Source organism: Streptomyces sp. SCPE 10, from assembly GCF_051980735.1.
Taxonomy (GTDB): Bacteria; Actinomycetota; Actinomycetes; order Streptomycetales; family Streptomycetaceae; genus Streptomyces; species Streptomyces misionensis.
Genome location: NZ_CP197069.1, coordinates 4,446,888 through 4,469,559 on the forward strand (window position 1 = coordinate 4,446,888; position 22,672 = coordinate 4,469,559).

The window sequence follows — 22,672 nt, forward strand, 5'->3', positions numbered from 1 at the left end:
GTCAACGCGCCCCGGGCGCCGGGGAGTACGACGGGAGCAGCGCGGGGGACAGCGGGTCCAGCGACGCGCACAGGGCGGCCGGGAAGGCGGGCTCCGCGCGCCGGACGTCCCGGCAGCCGCCGGCCGCGGTGCGGGTGATCGGCTGCCAGCCGGTCTTCCGCGCCCGGAAGAACCAGCGGTCGCCCCGCCGGGAGGTGCAGGCGGGGTCGTGCGGGTCGCCGCAGATCGGTCCGGTGCGCCAGGAGAGGTCGAGTACCAGCCATTTTCCGTCGCACCTCTGCGCCTCCCGGTAGGTGTGCAGGGGCACGTCGGCCGCCCGCGCCGCCTGGTCGTAGGAGGCGGCGGTGCAGCCGGTGGCCGGCGGTGTGCAGCCCAGCTCCCCGCACTGCCGCAGCGCGGGAGGCCGGGCGCCCCGCGCGGTGAAGCGGGTGGAGTTGTCGACGATCACGTCCCGGTCGCCCAGCGGCTCGGGCAGCCTGACCTTCGCCGTGCTCCCGCGTTCCTCGGTGCACCCGGAGGCCCGGTCCCCGGACGGCGAGACGAAGGTGAGCTGCACCCGCACGAGATCCGTCATCGGGTCGGTGAGCACCGCCTTCAGCCCGCGTACGCACGCGTCCGCGCCGCTGGGCACCCGTGTGTCCAGGAGCAGTGTGCGGTGGTCCTCGCCGACCCGGACCCCGGTGACCGCGGAGGGCTGCATCGTGGTCCACGGGATCGGGGTGGCCGTCCCCGGCGAGGGCGGCCGCCCGGCCACCCGCGTCCCGCACGCGCCGAGCAGCAGCACGCCCACGGCGCAGAACAACGCGGCCACGGCCGCTCGACGTCTTCCACCTGTCGGCAAGAGCGCTCGCCCCCCGGTACGCATCTGTGTCGCGAGGACGATACCGGGCCGCGGACCGGAAGCGGCACCGCGGGAGACGCCGGCCCTACGCCGCCCCGCCCGCCCGGCCCGACAGGTGCAACCGCCCCCGCTCGTCCCGCAGTTCGAACCGGTCGCCCCGCGCGCCGTAGCGCACCGTCCCCGGCAGCGGCACCGGGGAGCGGAAGCGCACCTGGGCCGTGCTCGTGTCGCCGTACGCGGCGAGGCACCGCGCCGCCGTCCACATGCCGTGGGCGATCGCGCGCGGGAAGCCGAACAGGCGGGCGGTGAGCGGGTGCAGGTGGATGGGGTTGCGGTCGCCGGACAGGGCGGCGTAGGCGCGGCCCAGGCCGGCCGGGAGCGGCCACTCGGCCAGGACCGGCAGGGGAGCGGGGGACGGGGGTGCGGCGGACGCGGGGCCGTGGTCCGTGCGGTGGCGGGCCAGGTAGGTGCTGCGGGACTCCCAGACCAGGTTCCCGTCCAGGTGGGCCTCCGTCACCAGGGTGGCCTCCGTGCCCCGGTGGTGCGGGGACAGGCCGTCGACCCGGACGCCGAGTTCGTACGCGGCGGTGGCCGGCAGCGCGGCGTGCCGGGCCAGGGTGATCGAGGTGTGGATCAGGCCCGGCAGCGGCAGCGGGAAGTCCCGCGCGCTCAGCAGACGCATGGTCAGGGGGAAGGCCAGGACGTGAGGGTAGGGGAGCGGGAGGTCTCCGGCCGGCGGCGGGAAGCCGCAGAGACGGTGGTAGGACGACAGCCGCGCCGCGTCGGCGCGCACGTCCCGCAGGACCAGACGGGTGCGCGGGTACGACGCCTGCGGCGACGGGCGCTTCACCGGGGACCGCAGCGCGCCCCGCGCGAGCGACCGTGCCAGGGACGGTGCCCTGCCGAGGACGACGGCCGTCGTCATCAAACCCTCCGAGGACGGGAACAAAAGCCTTACCGGGCAGTAAGGTTACCGTAGGTAAGTTGTGAGGGGCCAGTGAGCAGAGGTTGCACATCCCCGTCCCCGGACCCTTCCCGAAGCCGCACGAAGCCCCCACAACGGGCCCGTACCATCACTCGCCTGACCGGCGGTAACCACCCTCAGCTCGTTCGCCGCGCGCTCCGCCGCCGGTGAACGCCTCGCAGCCCGTCCGAGGAGCCGCCCCGTGTCCACGCCGCCCACCGCCAACACCCCCGTCTCCGCCGTCGACTACGACGGGCTGCCGGTGCTCGTCGCCCCCGAGACGCGGCGGCTCGACGGGGCGGTGCGGGAAGCGGTCGTGCCGCCCTTCGCCCCGCCGGTGCAGCGCGGCTCCCTCGCCGACCTGCCGTTCGACAACGCGGCCGCCGACCCGGACGCCGTCGTGCTCAGCCGCAGGCTCCCCGAGGGCCGCTGGACCGACCTCACCGCCGCCCGCTTCGCCGCCCAGGTGCTCGCGACCGCCAAGGGGCTGATCGCCGAGGGGCTCGCGCCCGGCGACCGCATCGCCATCATGGCCCGCACCACGTACGAGTGGACGCTCCTCGACTTCGCCGCCTGGGCCGCCGGGCTCGTCACCGTCCCCGTCTACCCCACCTCCTCCGTCTTCCAGACCCGCTGGATCCTGCACGACTCCGGCGCCGTCGCCCTCGTCACCGAGACCGCCCGGCAGGCTTCCGCCCTCGGCCCCGAACTCCAGCACCTGCCCGACCTCAAGCACCTGTGGGTCATGGAGAAGGGGCATGTGGACCGGCTGTCCGACGCCGGGGTCCGGGTCCCGGAGGCGGAGATCGGCGTACGGCGGGGCATGCTCGGGCCCGACACCCTCGCCACCCTCGTCTACACCTCCGGCACCACCGGCCGTCCCAAGGGCTGCGCGCTCACCCACGGCAACTTCCTCGCCGAGGTCGACAACGCCATCGAACTGCTCTACCCCGTCTTCAAGCAGAAGGGCGACGACCCCTCCGTCCTGCTCTTCCTGCCCCTGTCGCACGTCTTCGGGCGCATGGTGGCCATCGCCTGCCTCCGTGCCCGCGTCCGCCTCGGGCACGCGCCCAGCCTGAAGGCGGACGACCTGCTGCCGGACCTCGCCGCCTTCCGGCCCACCTGCCTGCTGGCCATCCCCTACATGCTGGAGAAGATCTTCAACTCGGCCCGCGCCAAGGCCGAGTCCGGTGGCCGTGCCGCCGTCTTCGACCGGGCCGCCGCCGTCGCCCGCCGCTACGGCGAGGCGCTCCAGGCCCAGCAGAGCGGCACCGGCGACGGACCCGGCCGCGCGCTCAGAACCCAGCGCGGTTTCTACGACCCGCTCGTCTACCGGCGCATCCGGGGCGCCATGGGCGGCCGGGTCCGGCACGTCATCTGCGGTGGCTCCCCGCTCGGCCGCCCCCTCGCCGCGTTCTACGCGGGCGCCGGGATCGAGATCTACGAGGGGTACGGCCTCACCGAGACCACCGGCGCCACCACCGTCACCCCGCCGCTCAAACCGCGCCTGGGCACGGTGGGCTGGCCGCTGCCCGGCACCCGCGTGCGGATCGCGGCCGACGGGGAGATCCTCGTCTCCGGCGACCACGTGCTGCGCGGGTACTGGGACCCGCAGGCCGGCGGGGTCGTCCCCGCGACACACGACGGCTGGCTGCACACCGGGGACCTCGGCCGGCTGGACGACGAGGGCTATCTGACCATCACCGGCCGCAAGAAGGAACTCCTCATCACGGCGGGCGGCAAGTCGGTGGCGCCCGCGCCGCTGGAGAACTGGCTGCGCCAGCACCCGCTGATCTCCCAGGCGATGCTGGTCGGCGACGGCCGCCCGTACATCGCCGCGCTGCTCACCCTCGATCCCGAGGGCATCACCCACTGGCGCCGGATGAACGGCAAACACCCGGTACCGGCGGAACTCCTCGCCGACGACCCGGAGTTGCGGGCGGTCCTGCAACGGGCCGTGGACGACGCCAACCGGCTCGTCTCCCGCCCCGAGTCCATCCGCCGCTTCACCGTGCTGCCCGTCGACTTCACGGAGGAGGCCGGCCATCTGACCCCTTCCATGAAGCTCCGGCGCGAGCAGATCCTGCGGGACTTCGGGCGCGAGGTGGCGGGCCTGTACGACGGGGCCTGAACCGGAATCTCCGCCAACGCTCCTTTTATCGCGCGCACTTGGCAGGACCTTTGCTGTGTATTGCCGGTAGCCGGTTGCCCGGGGCCAGTCCATTGACTGCACACTGACAACAACGGGCGCACGTTCACCCCCACTGGTGGCCACCAGCTACGTCTGCACCGCGAGTTCCGCGAGAAGGAGCAGCATGTCTGCAACGATCCGCCTCACCGCCGCCACAGCCGTAGCCGCAGCCGTCCTCTCCGCGCTGGCGACCTCCCCCGCGGCCGCCGCCGCCCCGGCCCTGCGCATGACCCCGGTCGGCACTCACCTCACCAGCCACCACCTGGTCGGTGGCATCAGGAACAGCACCAGCTCCAACTGGGCCGGTTACGCCGCGACCGGCACGACGTTCACCAGCGTCTCCGCGAGCTGGGTGCAGCCGGCGGTCAGTTGCACGAGCGCGACCACGTACTCCTCGTTCTGGGTCGGCATCGACGGAGACGGCAGCAACTCCGTGGAGCAGACGGGTACCGAGGCGGACTGCTCCAGCGGGCGGGCGGTCTACTCGTCCTGGTACGAGATGTACCCGGCGTACCCGGTGAACTACAGCAACACGGTGAGCGCCGGCGACCACTTCACGGCCACGGTCAGCAGAAGCGGCAGCACGTACACGCTCACCCTCTCGGACACCACCAAGGGCTGGACGAAGACCACCACCAAGACGCAGAGCGGTCTGTCCAACGCCTCGGCCGAGGTGATCGCCGAGGCGCCGTCCAGCAACACCGGTGTGCTGCCGCTGTCGAACTTCGGCACCGCCAACTTCACCAGTGCCACCGCCAACGGCCAGGCGATAGGCAACTTCTCGCCCGACAAGATCAACATGGCGTCGGGCAGCACCACCAAGGCGACGACGTCCTCGCTGAGCGGCGGGGAGAACTTCTCGGTCACCTACAACCACAGCTGAGCCGGCCACCGGCCGATCCGGCGGGGCGGTCCCGGACGCTACGGCGTTCCGGGGCCGCCCCGTTTTCCGCTGCCGGGCTACAGCGGGATCTCGGCCCACACCGTCTTGCCGACGACCCGCTCCGCGACGCCCCACTTGCGCGACAGCGCCTCCACGAGGATCAGCCCCCGGCCTTGTTCGTCCTGCGGTGCCCCGCGCAGGATCTGGAGATGGCGTTCCCCCCGCGCGTCGCTCACCTCGATGCGCAAGGCGTCCGCCTCGGGCAGCAGCGTCAGCCGCAGCTCGAAGTCCCGGCCGGGTACGCGACCGTGGGTGACGGCGTTGGTCGCCAGCTCGGAGACGAGGAGCTGGGCGGTCTCGTTCGCGTCGCTCTCGTAGGGGTATCCCCAACTCGCGAGCGAGGAGGCGGTGAGCCGCCGGGCCAGCCGGGCGCCGCGGGGGGTGGCGCTGAGTCGCTGGACCAACTCTTTCAGGGGGGTGGAGATTTGCGGATTCACATCACTGAGCGTGGCCGGTTCTCCCTACGCTGACCAGGAGAAACCCGGCGACTGTGCGTAGTCGTACGGGTGCGGGTCGTCTGTGTACGGAGAGGGCGGAGGACGGAGTGGTAGACGAACGAGAGCGGCGGCCGGACACTCCTGGTCAGGAGAACGGGGCGATGGGTGTCTTTGCCATGGTGGGCAGGCAGTTGAAGCTCTTGCGGGAGCGGGCAGGACTCAGTCAGTCGGAGTTCGGGGCGCTGGTCGGGTACGGACCCGATCAGATCTCGGCCATGGAGAGGGGTGTGCGGACCCCCAGGCCGGACTTCCTGGTCAAGGCGGACCCCATCCTCAACGCCGACAAGATGCTGATCGCGGTCATCCCCGAGGTCGAGGACGCGATGCGCAGGGCGCGGACGCGGCACCCGGAGTGGTATCGGGGACAGGCCGAGATGGAGAGGGAGGCGGTGGAGCTGCACTTCTACGCCACACACGCCGTGCCGGGCCTCTTGCAAACCGAGGATCACGCGCGGGCCCTGTTCGCCAAGCGGCGGCCGTTCTTCAGCGAGGAGACCATCGAGAAGCGAGTGGCCGACCGACTCTCGCGCCAGCAGGTCTTCGAGCGCTGGCCGCCGCCCATCGTCAGCTACGTCCTCGAAGAAGCGGTACTCGACCGGCCGATCGGCGGGGTGCGGGTCCATGCTGACCAGTTGCGTCGCCTGCTGGCCGTGGGGGACAGGCAGAACGTCGAGATCCAGGTGATGCCGACCAAGATGGAGGAACACCCCGGCGTTGACGGTGCGTTCAACCTCTTGGTGCCGAAGGGGCATGAGCAGGTGGCGTACCTGGAAGTGCAGGGCCACCCTCAGTTGATCATCCATCGGGACGACGTCCGGAAGATCGCCGACCGCTATGGGATCATGCGCGCGGTGGCACTGACTCCCAAGGAATCCCGCGCCCTGATCGCGGAGAAATTGGAGAAGCTATGAGTACCGAGGGCCTGCCCTGGATCAAGTCGAGCTACAGCAGCGGCGAGGGCGGCGAATGCGTGGAACTCTCGTACACCTGGCGCAAGTCGAGCTACAGCGGGGCTGAGGGCGGCGAATGCGTCGAGGTCGCCGAACACCCCAGCGTCATCCACATCCGCGACTCGAAACGCCCCACCGCCCACCTCACCGTGACTCCCGCCACCTGGGCCGCCTTCCTCTCGGTTGCCCGAGTGACGGCAAGCTGAACGACTGGCGGGCCCGCGCGGCGGCGGCCCGGTACCGTACGGAACGTTCCGCCCGCAAGCGAATGCCGGGGAACCGTCCGGGACCGGATCGGTAACGCCCGCTCGTAGCCTGCCTTTCCACCCTCGCCGACTTCGTTACCCGAGCAGAGGTATGAAAGAAGACAATGACGTCAGCCGGATCTTCCTGCTGAACCCGGATCCGCGCCTCCTGAGAGAGGCGCACCGGGCCGGTGTACAAGTGCGCTCGGCCCGGATCGAGGCGCACGACGAGTCCGCGCTGCGGCCCCTCCTGAAGGAGGCCGCGGCGGCCGGACTGTTCGTCAATCCCGCACGCGCCCTGCGGCTGCTGGCCGACCCCGACGCCGTACAGCGGCTGGTACGGGACAACCGGCTGTCCCCGGACGCCGGAGCGGTGTCCGGCGCGCCCCGGCTGACCGTGGAGACGCTCAGCGTGCACGGGATGCACCAGACCGTGGGGATCACCGCCCGCACGCCGTACGGCCTGCTCCACCCGGCCCCCCTGACGGAGGACACCGCGGCGGAGGTACGGGCCGTGGTGACCGCGCTGCTGGACCTCACCGGATACCAGTACGGACCGGCGCACACGGGGGTCACGCTGACCCGGCAGGGCCCGGTGATCACCGGGTGCCGGGCCGGCCTCGCGGACGAACCGATACCCGAACTGCTCAAGGTGGCCGGGGGCTTCGACCTGGCCGCCGGAGCCGTACGGGTGCTGGCCGGAAAGCTCGTGGAGACCGCCCGCCCGTGCCGGTTCGCCGCCGCGGCCGAACTGAGGCGGCCCTGGCGGCAGTGCGCCGAGGAGGTGGGAGTGGTTCCGGATGTGCGGGTCGTGTCGACGTCCGGGTCCCGGGGCCCCGGGCACTTCGTGGTGCACGCCGACTCCCCGGAAACGGCGGCGCAGCGGGTGACCTCGCTGAACGCGCTGGTCGCGGGCGAGGCGAGCTGATCCGGAGAACCGGGAACGGATCGGTAACGAAACGGTAGAGGCCCGCCGCATCGTTGATACGTCGCCGGAAGAAGGACGACGACGCCCGCGACGTCAACAGGAGGCGGAGTCAGGATGCTGAAGTTCTCGATTCTCGGGGCACTGCAGGTCCGCACCGTGTCCGGCCCTGCGGAGATCTCCGGCGACCTGCAACGCACCCTCGTGCAGACGCTGCTGGTCAGCGAGGGACAGCCGGTGTCCGGTGAGGGGCTGGTCGAGGAGATGTGGGGCGAGGCCGTACCCGACAACCAGGCCAACGCCCTCCAGGCGCACGTGAGCCGGCTGCGACGGAAGCTGAAAGCCCTGGAACCGGGGCGTCCGGTATCTCGGGTGACGATTCATCCCTCCGGATACCGGCTCACCGTGGAGGAGGGAGAACTGGACGCGGCCGAGTTCGTACGGACCGTACGCGAGGCGGAGTCGTGCTCCGCGTACGACGCGGAAGGCACCGCCCGGATGCTCGGACAGGCCCTCTCACTGTGGCGCGGACCGGTCTTCGGAGGGTTCCCCGGAGGCACCCTCTGCCAGCTGGCCGGGGCCCGCTACGAGGAGTACCGGATGCGGGCCATGGAACTGCGATTCGACGCGGAACTGCGGCTCGGACGGCATGCGGCCGTCCTCGCCGAGCTGGCCGAGGCCCACGCCAACCACCCGCTGCGCGAACGTTTCTGCGAGCAGTTGATGGTCGCCCTGTACTGCTCGGGACGACAGGCCGACGCCCTCGACGTGTACCGCCGGATGCGCCGCCAGCTCGACGAGGAACTCGGCATCCAGCCCTCGCCCGCACTGCGCCGCGTGGAGAGCGCGATACTCCGTCATGATCCCGCCCTGGCCGGTGATGCGCGTTCCACCCTCCTCCAGATCGCTTGAGGTGGTTAGCCTGTTCGCCAGGACCGAGGAAGACCCCAGGTAGCCGGAAACGCCTCCTCCGTGTTGCTCGTTCGGGTACAACCTAGGGTGGACCCGAACAACTCGGGCCGGGCGGCGCGGCGGGGCGGAGGGGACGGGTTCGTGGAATCGGCGGCATCCGGTCGTCCTGTCGTGCGCTTCAACATCCTCGGCTCGCTTGAAGGCTGGTGCGGCGAGCGCCGGTTGCGGCTCGGCAGTCCGACCCAGGAACGTGTTCTGGTCACCCTGCTCCTCGAACCCGGCCGCATGGTGCCGATGTCCCGGCTGATCGCCGCGGCCTGGGACGACGAGCCACCGCAGACGGCGAGTCACCAGATCCGCAAGTGCGTCGCCGCGCTGCGCACCCGCATCCCGGACGGTGCGGCGCTGATCATCACCGACGGCGCCGGCTACCGGGCCATGCTCGGCGAACACCAGCTGGACCTGCACGAGTTCACCGAGTGGTCCAGACAGGCCCGGCAGGCGGTGGCGGCCGGGCGGCCCGAGGACGCGGTCGGGCATCTGCGGGCCTGTCTCGACCTGTGGCGCGGCCCGGTGATGGCGGGCGCGGGCGGCTCGGTGATCAGCGCGGCCTCGGCGGCGCTGGAGGAGCGCCACATGGCGGTCGCCGAGCAGTATTTCGAACTCCAGCTTGAACTGGGCCAGTCCGGCGATCTGGTCGGCCCGCTGCGCGAGCTGGTCACCGCGCACCCGCTGCGGGAGACTCTGCGCGGCCGGCTGATGCTGGCGCTGTACCGGGCCGGCCGGCAGGCCGAGGCGCTGGAGGAGTTCGGCCGGGTGCGCGACCTGCTGGTGGAGGAGCTGGGCATCGACCCCGGTGCCGAACTCACCCGACTGTACGAGGCGATCCTGCGCGACAGCCCCGAAGTGGCGCCCCGGCTGCCGCAGTCGGTGTCCGACCGGGCCGCGCTGCTGGTCCCCGCGCCGTACACCACCCAGCCCTCCGGCACCGAGCCCGCACCCTGCACCCTCCCCTACGACCTGCCCGACTTCACCGGCCGCGACGACGAACTGGCCCGGCTGGTCACCGTGGGCCGCGCCCCGGCCGGGGGCGGCGCCCGGATCGTCGGCGTCGACGGCATGGGCGGCAGCGGCAAGACCGCGCTCGCCGTGCACGCCGCCCACCTGCTCGCCCCCGACTACCCCGACGGGCAGCTCTTCGTGGACCTGCGCGGCTTCAGCCCCGGCGAGAAGGCCCAGGATCCGGGCGCCGTGCTGCACTCCTTACTCCACACGCTGGGCATACCGGACGACCGAATACCGGACGACCTGGAGCGTCGTATCACCTTCTGGCGCACCGTCTCCGCCCAGCGGAAACTGCTCCTGCTGCTCGACAACGCCGCCGACGCCGCCCAGGTCAGACCCCTGCTGCCCGCCTCCGAGAACTGCCTCGCCATCCTCACCAGCCGGGTCCGCATGCTCGACCTCGACGGCTCCGAATGGCTGTCCCTCGGGCTGCTGTCCGCGGGCGACAGCACCACCCTGCTCACCCGGATGCTCGGCACCGGCCGCACCGCCGCCGAACCCCAGGCCGTGGACCAGCTCGCCCGGCTGTGCGGCGGCCTGCCGCTCGCCCTGCGCATCACCACCGCCCGGCTGCGCAACCGGCCCCGCTGGACCGTGCAGTACCTGGTCGACCGGCTCGCCGACGAGACCCGGCGGCTGCGCGAGCTGAGCGCGGGGGAGCGGAGCGTCGAGGCCACGCTGAGACTGTCGTACCAGGCCATGGACGAGGACCAGCGCGGCGCGTTCCGGCTGCTCGGGCTGCACCCCGGCAGCGCCATCGACGTGCACTCCGCCGCCGCCCTGCTCGCCACCGACGGCCGCGACGCCGAGGACATCCTGGAGGGCCTGCTCGACGCCCATCTGCTGGAGCAGCACGAGGCGGGCCTGTACGGCTTCCACGATCTGGTGCGCACGTACGCGCTGAGCGTGCGCGAGGTGGAGGACGACGAGGAGGCCGCCGCCGAGCGGCTGGTCGCGTACTACATCCAGGCCACGGACCTGGCCTGCGAGACCCTCTTCCCCGGCCGCACCCGCTACGGCGACGCCCCCGCCGACCTGGCCGACCTGCCCCGGCTGGACGACGGCGAGCAGGCACTGCGCTGGTTCGACCGGGAGTACGAGGCGCTGCTCGCGGTGGTCGCCCGGGCCGGCACCCAGGGCCTGCACCGCCCGGCCGCGCTGCTCGCCCGCAACCTGCTCTTCTACCTGGACCTGCGCGGACGCTACGAGGAGTTCCGGGTGGTCGGCCGGATCGGGGTCGCCGCCTGCCGCCAGCTGGACGACCCCGCGCTGCTCGGCATCAGCCTGTGCAACCTGGCCGTCGCGCACTGGTGGCTCGGCGACTTCCAGGACGGCATCACCACCGCCCAGGAGGGCCTGGAGCACTCCAGCGGCAGCGACCCGCGCTCCGAGGCGATGTGCCTGGACGTGCTCGGCCTGCTGCACGGCTCCCTCGGCAACTTCGAACAGGCCCGCGCCTACCTGGACCAGGGCATCGCCCTGCACCGGGAGCTGGGGCTGTCCCGGATGGAGGCGCAGGCGCTGGTCAACCTGTCCACCGTGCAGATCTGGACCGGCCACTACGCCGAGGGCGCCCGCAACGCGGCCCGCGCCACCGAGCTGAACCGGCGCCTGGGCGAGCGCAGCAACGAGATCCACTCCCTGACCTTCCTCGCCCTCGCCCACCTCGGCACCGGCGAGGACGAGCGGGCCCGCGCCTGCCTCGCCCAGGCCCTGGAGCTGTGCGACGAGTCCCGCAAGCCCGCCAACGTCGCCGTCGTCCTCGCCCACTGGGCCCGCGTCTGCCAGCGCCTGGGCGACGTCCGCTCCGCCGCCGAGCACGCCGAGCGCGCCCTCGACCTGGTCTCCGCGGAAGGCACGGCGCTGCGGCAGGCGACGGTCTCCAACGTGGTGGGGCTCGTCCATCTGCGCAGCGGCGCCCCCGACCGGGCGATGGAACTGCACGGCCAGGCCCACGAACTGGCCTCCCGGCACGGGTACCGGATCGAGATCGCGCACGCCCTGCACGGGATGGCCGAGGCCGCGCAGGCACTCGACGACGAGAAGACCGCGGAGCTGCATCACGCGCAGGCGAAGGCGCTGTACGACGCGATGGGGGTCACCGAGGCGGGGCGGCGGCTGTAGAACCGGCGCGGGGTGCTCCTTCCGTACCGGTCGCCGTACCCGGCGTTTCGCCGGCGTCCCGGACAAGGCGACGGCACCGGTGGGTGTGACCCGGCCGGTGCCGTCGGCGTGCTCGTGCGTGCTGCGTACGGGGTGTTCGACGGATGCCGTGGACGTCCGCCGCGGCGGACGGGCGGTCAGGAGTGGACGAGGCCCGGGCCACGGTCGTCGGCCAGAACGGAGCGGGAGTGGCTGCTGTTGCCGTGCACCAGGGCCTGGTGCAGGCCGGTGGCGGGGACGGTGGCGGCGGTACCCAGGGCGAGGACGCCGGCACCGGCGAGAGCGGCCAGAACGGTCTTCGTACGCAGAGTGATGGCACGCATGATGACCCCCAGAGAGAGACGGATCGTGTTCCGGTCGCCGGGCCCTCCCCGACGCCACGATCGATGTTCCGGGCCCCCGGTCCCCAAGCCTTCCCCACTGGTTACCGGGTCCGGGTAGGCCGTCGGTACTCCTCGTCGTTCCCGCAGGTGAGGGCGGGTGTCAGCCGGGTTTCACGACCCACACGAAGGCCTGCGGGACCTGGGCGACACCCTTGCCGAGCCGCCCGTCGGGCTCGCGCACGGTACGGGAGGCGAGCCGGAACCCGGCGTCCGCCAGCAGCCGCGTCATGTCCTCGGGGAGCCGCCGCCGGAAGTCCAGCGTGACGGCGTGGTCCCAGGGCCTCTCCGGGCGCAGCGAGTCCCGGCCGACCTGGAACGCCACCAGCAGGTGCCCGCCGGGCGCGAGGACGCGGTACAGCTCGGCGAACAGGTCCGGGAGCCGCTCGTCCGGGGTGTGGATGGAGGAGTACCAGGAGAGTGCCCCGGCGAGGGAGCCGTCGGGGAACGGGAGGTCCAGCATGGAGCCCTGCTCGAAGCGCAGGCCGGGGTGGTTGCGGCGGGCCACGGCGAGCATGGCCGCGGAGAGGTCGAGGCCGCAGGCGTCCAGGCCCAGGGCGGCGAGGTGCGCGGTGACGTCGCCGGGCCCGCAGCCGAGGTCGGCCACCCGGCCGTCCGGTCCCACCTCCTCGGCGAACGCGGCGAGCAGCGCCCGCTCCAGCGGCATGCCGGCGAGCGGGTCGCGGAAGTGCTCGGCGTAGTCCTCGGCGACGGTGTCGTAGAAGGTGCGGGTGTCGGTCAGGAAGTCCCGGGTTTCGGTCATGCGCATGGAAGGTAGTGGCCGGAAGCCGCGGCGGGGCAGACGGTTTCCCGCGCGGCGCATGATCCTGGCCAGGGCGCCGTGAACGAACAGCGGGCCCGGACCCTGGAATTCGTCCCGAGTTCATCCGGAATTGGCGGCCGAAGTGTCCGGACAAAGGCAGGAGCCCCGTCGCCGCGAGCGGCGTGGGGCTCCTTGGGTACTGCTCTCAGGTTCTGCGATCAGGCAGTGATCAGGCGGGGGTGACGTTCTCCGCCTGCGGGCCCTTCGGGCCCTGCGTCACGTCGAAGGTCACCTGCTGGTTCTCCTCGAGGGAGCGGAAGCCGGTGGCGTTGATCGCGGAGTAGTGAACGAAGACGTCGGGGCCGCCGCCCTCCTGGGCGATGAAGCCAAAGCCCTTTTCGGCGTTGAACCACTTAACGGTTCCGGTAGCCATAAGCCCTCCTTGGGCTCAAAAGGGTTGCCCTGCTCCAGAACCTGCAAGTGCGAAACTGTGCTGCACCACTGCATTCGTCTGAAAACGACGAGAGCCCGCGGTCACATGCTCCGCAGGCTCTGTACTGCAAGGGAAACCAAACTGCAACTTGCGGCGAGCCTAGCACGCGGGCAGCCGGAAGCAATAGAGGGCAAGATCACTTCACTCGGATGTTTGAACGCGGTAACCCGTTTGACGGCGGGGCCGGTCTCTGCACCGTACCAGGCGGGGTCTAGAGTCCCGCGATGTGGACAATTCTCGCACCCGGCCGCGCGTCGGCCACATCCAGTTCCTGAACTGCCTGCCCCTCTACTGGGGGCTCGCGAGAACCGGCACCCTCCTCGACTTCGAGCTGACCAAGGACACCCCGGAGAAGCTCAGCGAGCAGCTGGTGCAGGGTGATCTCGACATCGGACCGGTGACCCTGGTCGAGTTCCTGAAGAACGCCGACGACCTGGTCGCCTTCCCGGACATCGCCGTGGGCTGCGACGGCCCGGTGATGTCCTGCGTGATCGTCTCGCAGGTCCCGCTGGACCGGCTGGACGGCGCGAAGGTGGCCCTCGGCTCGACCTCCCGCACCTCGGTCCGGCTCGCGCAGCTCCTCCTCGCCGAGCGTTACGGCGTCCAGCCCGAGTACTACACGTGCCCGCCCGACCTCGGCCTGATGATGCGGGAGGCGGACGCCGCCGTCCTCATCGGGGACGCGGCCCTGCGCGCCAACCTGCACGACGGCCCGCGCTACGGCCTCGACGTGCACGACCTCGGCGCGCTCTGGAAGGAGTGGACCGGCCTGCCGTTCGTCTTCGCGGTGTGGGCGGCCCGGCGCGACTACCTGGAGCGGGAGCCGGACATCACCCGCCAGGTCCACCGGGCCTTCCTGGAGTCCAAGGCGCTGTCCCTGGAGGAGGTCGACAAGGTCGCGGAGCAGGCGGCCCACTGGGAGGCCTTCGACGCGGCGACCCTCGCCCAGTACTTCACCACCCTCGACTTCAGCTTCGGCGCCCCCCAGCTGGCGGCCGTCTCCGAGTTCGCCCGCCGGGTGGGCCCGACGACCGGCTTCCCCGCCGATGTGAAGGTGGATCTGCTCCAGCCGTAGTCACTACGCTGCCGGTGGTGAACGGGGAGGGGGACCGCCATGCGGCCGGAGCACACGGGCGGGAACGACCAGGACACGCCCGGCGGCTCGGCCGGCCCGTCCTTCGGGGCCGGCGGGCCGGTCGTGCGGGCGCTCGCCGGGGACGAACCGGTGGCCGTGGGACCGTACCGGCTGATCGGGCGGCTCGGGGCCGGTGGCATGGGGCGGGTCTACCTCGGGCGCAGCGCGGGGGGCCGCACCGTCGCGGTCAAGATCGTGCACCCGCACCTCGCGCTGGACGAGGAGTTCCGGGCCCGCTTCCGGCGCGAGGTGGAGGCCGCCCGCCGGGTCGGCGGTGCCTGGACCGCGCCGGTGCTGGACGCGGACCCGGACGCCCCGGTGCCCTGGGTCGCCACCGCCTACGCGGCCGGCCCCTCCCTCGCCGCCGCCGTCACCGAGCACGGGCCGCTGCCCGAGCACACGGTACGGGCGCTGGCCGCGGGCCTCGCCGAGGCGCTGACCGCCGTGCACGCCCTGGGCCTGGTCCACCGGGACGTCAAGCCGTCCAACGTGCTGCTCACCCTGGACGGCCCCCTGCTGATCGACTTCGGCATCGCCCGCGCCACGGACGGCACCGCCTCCCTCACCGCCACCGGCGCGTCGGTCGGCTCGCCGGGCTACATGTCCCCGGAGCAGATCCTCGGCAAGACCGTCACCGGCGCGGCGGACGTCTTCTCCCTGGGCGCGGTCCTCACCTACGCGGCGACGGGCCGGTCCCCGTTCCCGGGCGACTCCTCCGCCGCGCTGCTCTACAAGGTCGTCCACGAGGACCCCGAACTGGGCGCGCTGAGCGGGGAACTGCGGGAGGTCGCCGCCGCCTGCCTGGCCAAGTCCCCGTCGGCCCGCCCCTTTCCGGCCGACGTCGGCCACCGCCTCGCCCCGGGCGGCGCCGCCCGCCTCGTGGCCGGGGGCTGGCTGCCGGGGCCGCTGGTGGAGCGGGTCAGCAGGAGCGCGGTCCACCTGCTCAACCTGGACACCGGGGAGACGGTCCACTCGGGACCGGTGGCGTTCGACGGGCCGTCGGTGAGCGCAACGCCGACGGACCCCCCTTCCCTGCCGGGGCGGTTCGGCCCGGCCCCGGTCATGACCCCGCCCGCGCCACAGACCCCTCCGCCCCGGCCGGCCCACGCCCCCGGCCCCCTGGCCGCCGTCCCCGCCCCCCGCGCCGGCAGACTCTCGGTGAGCGTCGCGGCGAACGCGGCCCCGACGGAGAACGGCCGCGGCCGCAGGCTGAGTTGCACCGTCGCCCTGGCGGTCGCCGGGGCCCTCGCCCTGGTGGCGGTGGGCCTCGGCGCGCTGCTGCGCCCGTGGTACGGCGCCGACGGCGGCGGGCACGACGAAGCGGGCGGCGCCCCCACCCCGGCCCATAGCACGGCCCCCGGCGACGGCGCCGTCGGCGACCCCCCGCCCGGCGCGTCCGACCCCTCCGCCGGAACCCCGGGGTCCGGCAGCGTCCCGGCGCGGTACATCGGCACGTGGGAGGGCCCGGCCGCCGGCCTCGGCGGCACCCGGCCCATGGGCACCTTCCGGCTCACCGTCCACCAGGCGGCGCCCGGGCGGCCGTTGGGGAAGCTGCGCCGGACCGACACCGCCGGCGCCGTCTGCACCGACCTGCTCACCCTCCAGAAGGCCACCGCCACCCGGCTCCTCGCCACCTCGGTGGGCGCGAAGGACGACCACGCCGGCTGCGACCGCGCCCCCCACCGGATCGAACTGACCCCGACCGGCGACGACGACCTCGCCTACACCTCCGACAGCGCGGCGGAGGGCCACCCGGCGTCCCGCATGTCCAGGGTCGGCGGGTGACCGGGGCCCTCGTGCTCGGCGCCCTGCTGTGGGGCGCGCTCGCGGGCGCCCTGCTGCCCCGCGCCGCGCACCGGCTCGCCGTACCGGCGGGCGAACCCCGGCGCGCGCACTGCGCGGAGGGCCACCCGCTGCGGGGCTGGCTCGGCCGCACGGCGTGCCCGCGGTGCGCGTCCGCCGCCGGCCCCCTCCTGCCCGCCGTCACCGCCCTGGTCTGCGCCGCCCTCGTCGCCGCGACCGGCCCCCGGCCCGAGGCGGGGGCCTGGCTGCTGCTCGCTCCGGCGGGGGTGCTGCTCGGGGTGGTCGACGTCCGGGTGCGGCGGTTGCCCGACGTGCTGACCCTGCCCCTCGCCGCCGCCGCGCTCGCGCTGCTGGGGCTCGCCTCGCTGCTGCCCGGCCACCGCGGCCACTGGCTCACCGCGCTCTGCGCGTCCCTCGCGCTCGCGGCCGGTTACGCCGTACTGCACCTGGTCAACCCGGCCGGCCTGGGCTTCGGGGACGTGAAGCTGGCGCTCGGGGCGGGGGCCGTGCTCGGGTGGTACGGGTGGTCCGTGGTGCTGCTCGGCACGTTCGCCGGGTTCGTGCTCGGGGCCCTGTACGGCGGTGCGCTCGTCGTGCTGCGGCGGGCCGGGCGGGGGTCGGTGATCCCGTTCGGGCCGTTCCTGCTGTGCGGGACGCTGGTCGGGGTGCTGATCGGCGGGTATGCGGCGCTGGCGTAGGCTGGTCCGGTCCGTCCTCGCCCCTTCAGAAAGGGAAGCCCCCGGTGACCGAGAAGGCCGACCTCCAGTCCGTCCTCGACCGTGCCGCCGCCGGTGGGCGGATCACCCCGGAAGAGGCCGTCGCCCTCTACCGCGACGCCCCCCTGCACGCGCTGGGCGCCGCCGCCGACGCCGTGCGCCGCCGCATGTACGCCGGTATCGAGCACATCGCGACGTACATCATCGAGCGCAACATCAACTACACGAACGTGTGTGTCACGGCGTGCAAGTTCTGCGCCTTCTACGCGGCCCCCAAGGACAAGGAGAAGGGCTGGACCCGCGACCTCGACGACATCCTGCGCCGCTGCGCGGAGACCGTCGAGCTGGGCGGCACCCAGATCATGTTCCAGGGCGGCCACCACCCGGACTACGGCGTCGAGTACTACGAGAAGCACTTCAAGGCCATCAAGGACGCCTTCCCCCAGCTGGTGATCCACTCGCTGGGCGCGTCCGAGGTCGAGCACATGGCCCGGATCAGCGGCGTGTCGGTCGAGGAGGCCATCACCCGGATCCACGAGGCCGGCCTCGACTCCTTCGCCGGCGCCGGTGCCGAACTGCTGCCCGAGCGGCCCCGCAAGGCCATCGCCCCGCTGAAGGAGAGCGGCGAGCGCTGGCTGGAGATCATGGAGACCGCGCACAAGCTGGGTGTCGAGTCCACCTCCACCATGCTGATGGGCACCGGCGAGACCAACGCCGAGCGCATCGAGCACCTGCGGATGATCCGCGACGTCCAGGACCGCACGGGCGGCTTCCGCGCGTTCATCCCGTACACGTACCAGCCGGAGAACAACCACCTCAAGGGCCGCACCCAGGCGACGATCTTCGAGTACCTGCGGATGATCGCCATCGCCCGGCTGTTCCTCGACAACGTCCGGCACATCCAGGGCTCCTGGCTCACCACGGGCAAGGAGGTCGGCCAGCTGTCCCTGCACTACGGCGCGGACGACCTCGGCTCGATCATGCTGGAGGAGAACGTGGTGTCCTCGGCCGGCGCGAAGCACCGCTCCAACCGGCTGGAGATCATCGACCTCATCCGCAAGGCGGGCCGGGTGCCGGCGCAGCGGGCCACGACCTACGAGCACCTCGTCGTGCACGACGACCCGGCGAACGACCCGGTGGACGACCGCGTCGCCTCCCACATCTCCTCCACCGCCATCGAGGGCGGCACCGCCCACCCCGAGCTGAAGCTGCTCCCCGCCAACTGAGCCCGCGGTGCTGACCATCCACGCCGACTCCAGGGGGTCCGCGCTCGCCGTCGAGGGCGAGGTGATCGTGGGCGCGGGGGACCTGGCGGAACTGGCCGACGGGTATCCGCGGGCGCGGGTGCGCCGCTGGCCCGGCATCCTCACGCCCGGCCTCGTCAACCTGCACGGCACCGAGCTGCTGGAGGAGGCGTACCACCCCGACCCCCGGGAGGCCGACGCCCTCGGCACCGAACCGCTGACCGGCGCCGCGCTCGCCGCGCTCGCACCGGACGACGTGCGCTGGGGCGGGAGCGCGCGGCGCGGCGTCCAGCGGATGCTGGCGCACGGCACGGTGGCGGCGGCCTGCGACCCGCTGCGCAACCGGGCGGTCCGGGACGCGGTACGGCGCACCGGACTGGACATCGTGGACCGGCAGGGGCGTCCCGGCGGGGTGCCCTCGCTGGACCCGTTCGCCTCCGGGCTGCCGCCCCGCACGCCCCCGGCCCGTACGACCGGCAGCGCCGCGTGCTTCGCCGTCTTCGACGTCGCCGACGAGGCGGAGCTGGCCGAGCGGGGCGCCTCGACGTGCGTGGCGACGGTCATCGGCGGCCGGCTGCTGTACCGCCGTCGGTGAGCCGCGCGGTGCCCGCCGCACCGACTCCCCGACCCGGCGGACTCCGGCGGAACCCTGCTGCGACAATGGCCGGGTGACCCGCGCATCCCTGGACAAGCAGCCGCACGAAGTCGCCTCGATGTTCGACAACGTGGCGGAACGGTACGACCTCACCAACGACGTGCTGTCCCTGGGGCAGGACCGCCGCTGGCGCAAGGAGGTCGCCGCCGCCGTCGACGCGCGCCCCGCGCAGAAGGTCCTGGACCTCGCCGCCGGCACCGCCACCTCCTCCCTCCCCTTCGCCCGCACGGGTGCGTACGTCGTGCCCTGCGACTTCTCCCTCGGCATGCTCCAGGTCGGCAAGAAGCGCCACACCTGGATGCCGTTCACGGCCGGCGACGCGACGAAGCTGCCGTTCAAGGACGACACCTTCGACGCCGTCACCATCTCCTTCGGCCTGCGCAACGTGCAGGACACGGACGCGGCCCTGCGGGAGATGTACCGGGTGACCCGGCCCGGCGGACGCGTGGTGATCTGCGAGTTCTCGCACCCGACCTGGACGCCCTTCCGGACCGTCTACACCGAGTACCTGATGCGCGCCCTGCCCCCGGTCGCCCGCGCGGTGTCCTCCAACCCCGACGCGTACGTCTACCTCGCCGAGTCCATCCGCGCCTGGCCGGACCAGCCCGGCCTCGCCGCACGGCTGCGCGAGGCCGGCTGGTCCAGGGTCGCCTGGCGCAACCTGACGGGCGGTGTGGTCGCGCTGCACCGGGGCTTCAAGGACTGAGCCCCGGGCCGCTCACCGGCCGATCACCTCGAACGCGTCCCCCGGCTCGCCCAGTTCGCGCTGGAGTCCGCCCGCCGGCGGCCCGGGGACGCGTGGTTCACGGACGCCCCCGCCGCCCTCGCCCTCCGCCAGGTCGAACCACACGTACACCATCGACTCCGCCGGCACCTCCGCGCCGGGACGCGGGTACTGGCGTACGACGTAGTCGACCATCGTGCGGTGGAAGTCCGGGCGGTCCGGCGCGGCCAGGAACAGGCCCCGCGCCCGGGCGGTCTCGCGCGCGTCCACGGCCATCAGCCCGACCAGCCGTGGCACACGCACTTCGGGTGTTGTGCGCACAGATGTCACCCCCAGCGGTACTGGCAGGGTAGCCCCCGGCGCACACCGGCCGGAAGGATCCGGTGTCGTTCTGTGACAGACGACTACCCTGCGTCAGCAGTGGGTGAGCCGAGTGCCAGCCGGAAGCAGAGCGCGTCCTCGTCCAGCGTGGGGTGCGGGTAGGTCTCCGCCGGGCGCATGCCCAGACGCCTGGTCACCGCGATGGAGCGCGCGTTGCCCGGCCGCACCATCGCCACCACCTCCGGCACGCCCGCCGCCCGTACCCGCTGGAGGGTCTCGCGCGCGGCGGCGGTGACGTACCCCTTGCCCCAGTGCGCCCGGCCGAGCCGCCAGCCGATCTCCGTGGCGCCCACCGGGCCCCAGGCCGGCCGCCAGGGCTGGGCGCCGGTGAAGCCGAGGACCTCGCCGGACTCGTCCAGGATCGTCCACAGGCAGAAGCCGAGTTCGGCGTCGTGCCGCCGCTGGCGCGCGGTGAGTTCCTCGTACACCGACAGCGCGGCGGGCTTGCCGCCGTGGAACTCCATCACCTCGGGGTCGGCGAAGAGGCGGTGCCAGGCGAGGGCGTCCTCGTGGGTGGGAACACGCAGCCGCGGAGCGGGGAGAGATCGGTTCACAGGGCAGCCCTTCAGCCGGGTGATCTATTCCGCTGAATAGACTGCCCATGTCCAGTGCCCGTCGGCACGCAGATTTCGAACTTGGGGAGATCCCGCCGTGACCGAGCCCCTCTCCGACCACACCGCCGATGTGATCGTCGTGGGCGCGGGGCCAGCCGGCTCCGCGACCGCGTACCACCTCGCGAAGGCCGGTCTCGACGTACTGCTCCTGGAGAAGACCGAGTTCCCCCGCGAAAAGGTGTGCGGTGACGGCCTCACCCCCCGTGCCGTCAAGCAGCTCGTCGCCATGGGCATCGACATCTCCGAGGAGGCGGGCTGGCTGCGCAACAAGGGCCTGCGCATCATCGGCGGCGGCTCCCGCCTCCAGCTCGACTGGCCCGATCTCGCCGCCTACCCGAACTACGGACTCGTCCGCAAGCGCGACGACTTCGACGAGATCCTGGCCCGCAACGCCCAGAAGGCGGGCGCGCGGCTGTACGAGCGCTGCAACGTCTCCGGCCCGATCGTGGACGAGCGCACCGGCCGGATCACCGGTGTCACCGCCAAGGTCGGCGAGGAGAAGCGCGAGGCCGCCTTCCACGCGCCGCTCGTCGTCGCCGCCGACGGCAACTCCACCCGGCTGTCCCTCGCGATGGGCCTGCACCGGCGCGAGGACCGCCCGATGGGCGTCGCGGTGCGCACGTACTTCACCTCGCCCCGCCACGACGACGACTACCTGGAGTCCTGGCTGGAACTGTGGGACCGGCGCGGCCCCCAGGACCGGCTGCTGCCCGGCTACGGCTGGATCTTCGGCATGGGCGACGGCACCTCCAACGTCGGCCTCGGCGTACTCAACACCTCCGCCGCCTTCAAGGAGCTGGACTGGCGCGAGATCCTCAAGGCCTGGTGCGCCTCCATGCCCGAGGACTGGGGCTACACCCCGGAGAACATGACGGGCCCGATCCGCGGCGCCGCCCTGCCCATGGCCTTCAACCGCAAGCCCCACTACACCCGCGGCCTGCTGCTCGTCGGCGACGCCGGCGGCCTGGTGAACCCCTTCAACGGCGAGGGCATCGCCTACGCCATGGAGTCCGGCCAGATCGCCGCCGACGTCATCGTCCAGGCCCACGCCAGGGCCACGCCCGCCCAGCGCGAGATCGCCCTGCAGCGCTACCCGCAGGTCCTCAAGGACACCTACGGCGGCTACTACAACCTCGGCCGCGCCTTCGTGAAGCTCATCGGCAACCCGAAGGTCATGCAGATCGCCACCCAGCGCGGTCTGACCCACCCGATCCTGATGAAGTTCACCCTGAAGCTGCTGGCGAACCTGACCGACCCCACGGGCGGCGACGCGATGGACCGCATCATCAACGGCCTGACGAAGGTGACCCCGAAGGCCTGACGCCCGTTCTCCGGATCCGGAGTCAGGCGTTCAGCTCGGCTTCCCTGGCCGACCGGCGGGCATGGACCTCCGCCCGCCGGTCGGCCATCTGCCGCAGCGCGTCCTTCTTCTCCCGTTTCGTCAACCGGTCCAGGTAGATGTACCCGTTGGTGTGATCGGTCTCGTGGGCGAGGCAGCGCGCGAAGTAGCCCGTGCCCTCGATCTCCAGCGGGTTGCCGTCCCGGTCCTGGCCGCGCACGACGGCGCGGTCCGGCCTCGGCAGCGCCATCACCGCGCCCGGCACCGACAGGCAGCCCTCGCCCTCGTCCAGCAGCCGACGCCGGGTCACGGGCGATTCCAGCACGGGATTGACGATGTGTCCGACATGCCGGTTTCCATCGTCGTCGGGGCAGTCGTACACGAAAAGACGCAGATCGACCCCGACCTGGTTCGCGGCGAGGCCCGCCCCCTCGGCGACGTACATGGTGCGGAACATGTCGTCGATGAGCGCGGCGAGGTCGGGACCGAACTCCGTGACGTCCCGGCACGGCTTGTGCAGCACCTCCTCGCCGACCTCGGTGATGCGGCGCACCCGGCCGCGCCCGGACTCGGGGGCGTAACGGGGGAACTCGGCCACGGGGCCGCCCTGTACGAAGACGCGTGGCATCGCGGCTTCTCCTTCGCTCGTGGACGGACCGCCGGACGGCGGCCCGGTCCCCGAGCATGCCAGGGAACGCCGCAGGGCCGCTGCCCCCGAGCGGCTGCGGC

23 protein-coding genes are annotated in these 22,672 nt (G+C 72.5%); 14 read left to right on the plus strand and 9 right to left on the minus strand.

Translation table 11 applies throughout. The features are described 5' to 3' along the window. Position 1: 1 nt before the first annotated feature. Together ACSP97_RS20655 and ACSP97_RS20660 are read right to left on the minus strand one after the other, a co-directional pair. Positions 2-865, minus strand: coding sequence for a hypothetical protein (locus ACSP97_RS20655; protein ID WP_355145251.1), 864 nt, complete (start codon positions 863-865; stop codon positions 2-4). A 61-nt stretch (positions 866-926) separates the two neighbouring features. Beyond that, a complete protein-coding gene (locus ACSP97_RS20660) occupies positions 927-1,766 on the minus strand; it encodes a MaoC family dehydratase (RefSeq protein WP_355145253.1) in 840 nt (279 codons plus the stop codon). A gap of 241 nt (positions 1,767-2,007) precedes the next feature. Between ACSP97_RS20660 and ACSP97_RS20665 the strand changes: the two genes are divergently transcribed. Together ACSP97_RS20665 and ACSP97_RS20670 are read left to right on the plus strand one after the other, a co-directional pair. Further along, positions 2,008-3,936, plus strand: coding sequence for an AMP-dependent synthetase/ligase (locus tag ACSP97_RS20665; RefSeq protein WP_440553721.1), 1,929 nt, complete (start codon positions 2,008-2,010; stop codon positions 3,934-3,936). 184 nt (positions 3,937-4,120) lie between these two features. Continuing rightward, the gene (locus ACSP97_RS20670) at positions 4,121-4,879 is read left to right on the plus strand and encodes a G1 family glutamic endopeptidase (RefSeq protein ID WP_355145257.1); all 759 of its coding nucleotides are present in this window, start codon (positions 4,121-4,123) and stop codon (positions 4,877-4,879) included. Positions 4,880-4,956: 77 nt separating this feature from the next. Here ACSP97_RS20670 and ACSP97_RS20675 read toward each other — a convergent pair whose 3' ends face one another. After that, complete coding sequence (locus ACSP97_RS20675) at positions 4,957-5,376, minus strand: ATP-binding protein (RefSeq protein WP_355145259.1); 420 nt, start codon at positions 5,374-5,376, stop codon at positions 4,957-4,959. Positions 5,377-5,537: 161 nt separating this feature from the next. Here ACSP97_RS20675 and ACSP97_RS20680 point away from each other — a divergent pair, with 161 nt between their 5' ends. The 5 genes from ACSP97_RS20680 to ACSP97_RS20700 all read left to right on the plus strand — a co-directional run bounded on the left by ACSP97_RS20680 (position 5,538) and on the right by ACSP97_RS20700 (position 11,657). Continuing rightward, complete coding sequence (locus ACSP97_RS20680) at positions 5,538-6,347, plus strand: helix-turn-helix domain-containing protein (protein WP_358271036.1); 810 nt, start codon at positions 5,538-5,540, stop codon at positions 6,345-6,347. Continuing rightward, positions 6,344-6,592, plus strand: a complete 249-nt coding sequence (locus tag ACSP97_RS20685; protein ID WP_358271035.1) for a DUF397 domain-containing protein — start codon at positions 6,344-6,346, stop codon at positions 6,590-6,592. Before ACSP97_RS20680 ends, ACSP97_RS20685 begins: the two co-directional genes overlap by 4 nt. Positions 6,593-6,743: 151 nt before the next feature. After that, the gene (locus ACSP97_RS20690) at positions 6,744-7,559 is read left to right on the plus strand and encodes a hypothetical protein (protein WP_355324515.1); all 816 of its coding nucleotides are present in this window, start codon (positions 6,744-6,746) and stop codon (positions 7,557-7,559) included. Positions 7,560-7,673: 114 nt separating this feature from the next. After that, a complete protein-coding gene (locus ACSP97_RS20695; protein WP_355145265.1) occupies positions 7,674-8,468 on the plus strand; it encodes an AfsR/SARP family transcriptional regulator in 795 nt (264 codons plus the stop codon). Between the two features lie 171 nt (positions 8,469-8,639). Next, on the plus strand, positions 8,640-11,657 hold the full coding sequence (locus ACSP97_RS20700; RefSeq protein ID WP_355324509.1) for an AfsR/SARP family transcriptional regulator: 3,018 nt from the start codon (positions 8,640-8,642) through the stop codon (positions 11,655-11,657). 176 nt (positions 11,658-11,833) lie between these two features. Here the strand turns inward: ACSP97_RS20700 and ACSP97_RS20705 are convergent, their stop codons facing one another. The 3 genes from ACSP97_RS20705 to ACSP97_RS20715 all read right to left on the minus strand — a co-directional run bounded on the left by ACSP97_RS20705 (position 11,834) and on the right by ACSP97_RS20715 (position 13,272). Further along, positions 11,834-12,019, minus strand: coding sequence for a hypothetical protein (locus tag ACSP97_RS20705; RefSeq protein ID WP_355145269.1), 186 nt, complete (start codon positions 12,017-12,019; stop codon positions 11,834-11,836). Positions 12,020-12,179: 160 nt separating this feature from the next. After that, a complete protein-coding gene (locus tag ACSP97_RS20710) occupies positions 12,180-12,839 on the minus strand; it encodes a class I SAM-dependent methyltransferase (protein WP_355532011.1) in 660 nt (219 codons plus the stop codon). 229 nt (positions 12,840-13,068) lie between these two features. Continuing rightward, complete coding sequence (locus ACSP97_RS20715; RefSeq protein WP_006133199.1) at positions 13,069-13,272, minus strand: cold-shock protein; 204 nt, start codon at positions 13,270-13,272, stop codon at positions 13,069-13,071. A 286-nt stretch (positions 13,273-13,558) separates the two neighbouring features. On the opposite strand from ACSP97_RS20715, the gene ACSP97_RS20720 reads away from it, so the two are divergent. From ACSP97_RS20720 to ACSP97_RS20745, 6 genes are all read left to right on the plus strand, one after another. Continuing rightward, a complete protein-coding gene (locus ACSP97_RS20720) occupies positions 13,559-14,407 on the plus strand; it encodes a menaquinone biosynthetic enzyme MqnA/MqnD family protein (RefSeq protein ID WP_355145273.1) in 849 nt (282 codons plus the stop codon). A gap of 123 nt (positions 14,408-14,530) precedes the next feature. Further along, positions 14,531-16,252: a protein kinase domain-containing protein gene (locus ACSP97_RS20725; RefSeq protein ID WP_440558458.1), complete on the plus strand. Its 1,722-nt coding sequence runs from the start codon at positions 14,531-14,533 to the stop codon at positions 16,250-16,252. Next, positions 16,249-16,968, plus strand: a complete 720-nt coding sequence (locus tag ACSP97_RS20730) for an A24 family peptidase (protein WP_355145275.1) — start codon at positions 16,249-16,251, stop codon at positions 16,966-16,968. The genes ACSP97_RS20725 and ACSP97_RS20730 overlap by 4 nt, the downstream gene beginning before the upstream one ends. 44 nt (positions 16,969-17,012) lie before the next feature. Next, complete coding sequence (gene mqnC, locus ACSP97_RS20735) at positions 17,013-18,212, plus strand: cyclic dehypoxanthinyl futalosine synthase (protein WP_355145277.1); 1,200 nt, start codon at positions 17,013-17,015, stop codon at positions 18,210-18,212. 7 nt (positions 18,213-18,219) lie between these two features. After that, positions 18,220-18,825, plus strand: coding sequence for a hypothetical protein (locus ACSP97_RS20740; RefSeq protein ID WP_355145279.1), 606 nt, complete (start codon positions 18,220-18,222; stop codon positions 18,823-18,825). 73 nt (positions 18,826-18,898) lie between these two features. Then, positions 18,899-19,591: a demethylmenaquinone methyltransferase gene (locus ACSP97_RS20745; protein WP_355145281.1), complete on the plus strand. Its 693-nt coding sequence runs from the start codon at positions 18,899-18,901 to the stop codon at positions 19,589-19,591. Between the two features lie 12 nt (positions 19,592-19,603). Here the strand turns inward: ACSP97_RS20745 and ACSP97_RS20750 are convergent, their stop codons facing one another. Both ACSP97_RS20750 and ACSP97_RS20755 read right to left on the minus strand, forming a co-directional pair. Beyond that, the gene (locus ACSP97_RS20750; protein ID WP_440558459.1) at positions 19,604-19,885 is read right to left on the minus strand and encodes a PASTA domain-containing protein; all 282 of its coding nucleotides are present in this window, start codon (positions 19,883-19,885) and stop codon (positions 19,604-19,606) included. A 128-nt stretch (positions 19,886-20,013) separates the two neighbouring features. Next, on the minus strand, positions 20,014-20,544 hold the full coding sequence (locus ACSP97_RS20755; RefSeq protein ID WP_355145285.1) for a GNAT family N-acetyltransferase: 531 nt from the start codon (positions 20,542-20,544) through the stop codon (positions 20,014-20,016). A 97-nt stretch (positions 20,545-20,641) separates the two neighbouring features. Here ACSP97_RS20755 and ACSP97_RS20760 point away from each other — a divergent pair, with 97 nt between their 5' ends. Continuing rightward, on the plus strand, positions 20,642-21,925 hold the full coding sequence (locus ACSP97_RS20760) for a geranylgeranyl reductase family protein (protein WP_355145287.1): 1,284 nt from the start codon (positions 20,642-20,644) through the stop codon (positions 21,923-21,925). 22 nt (positions 21,926-21,947) lie between these two features. Here ACSP97_RS20760 and def read toward each other — a convergent pair whose 3' ends face one another. Then, a complete protein-coding gene (def, locus tag ACSP97_RS20765; protein WP_358271022.1) occupies positions 21,948-22,571 on the minus strand; it encodes a peptide deformylase in 624 nt (207 codons plus the stop codon). Positions 22,572-22,672: the final 101 nt, after the last annotated feature.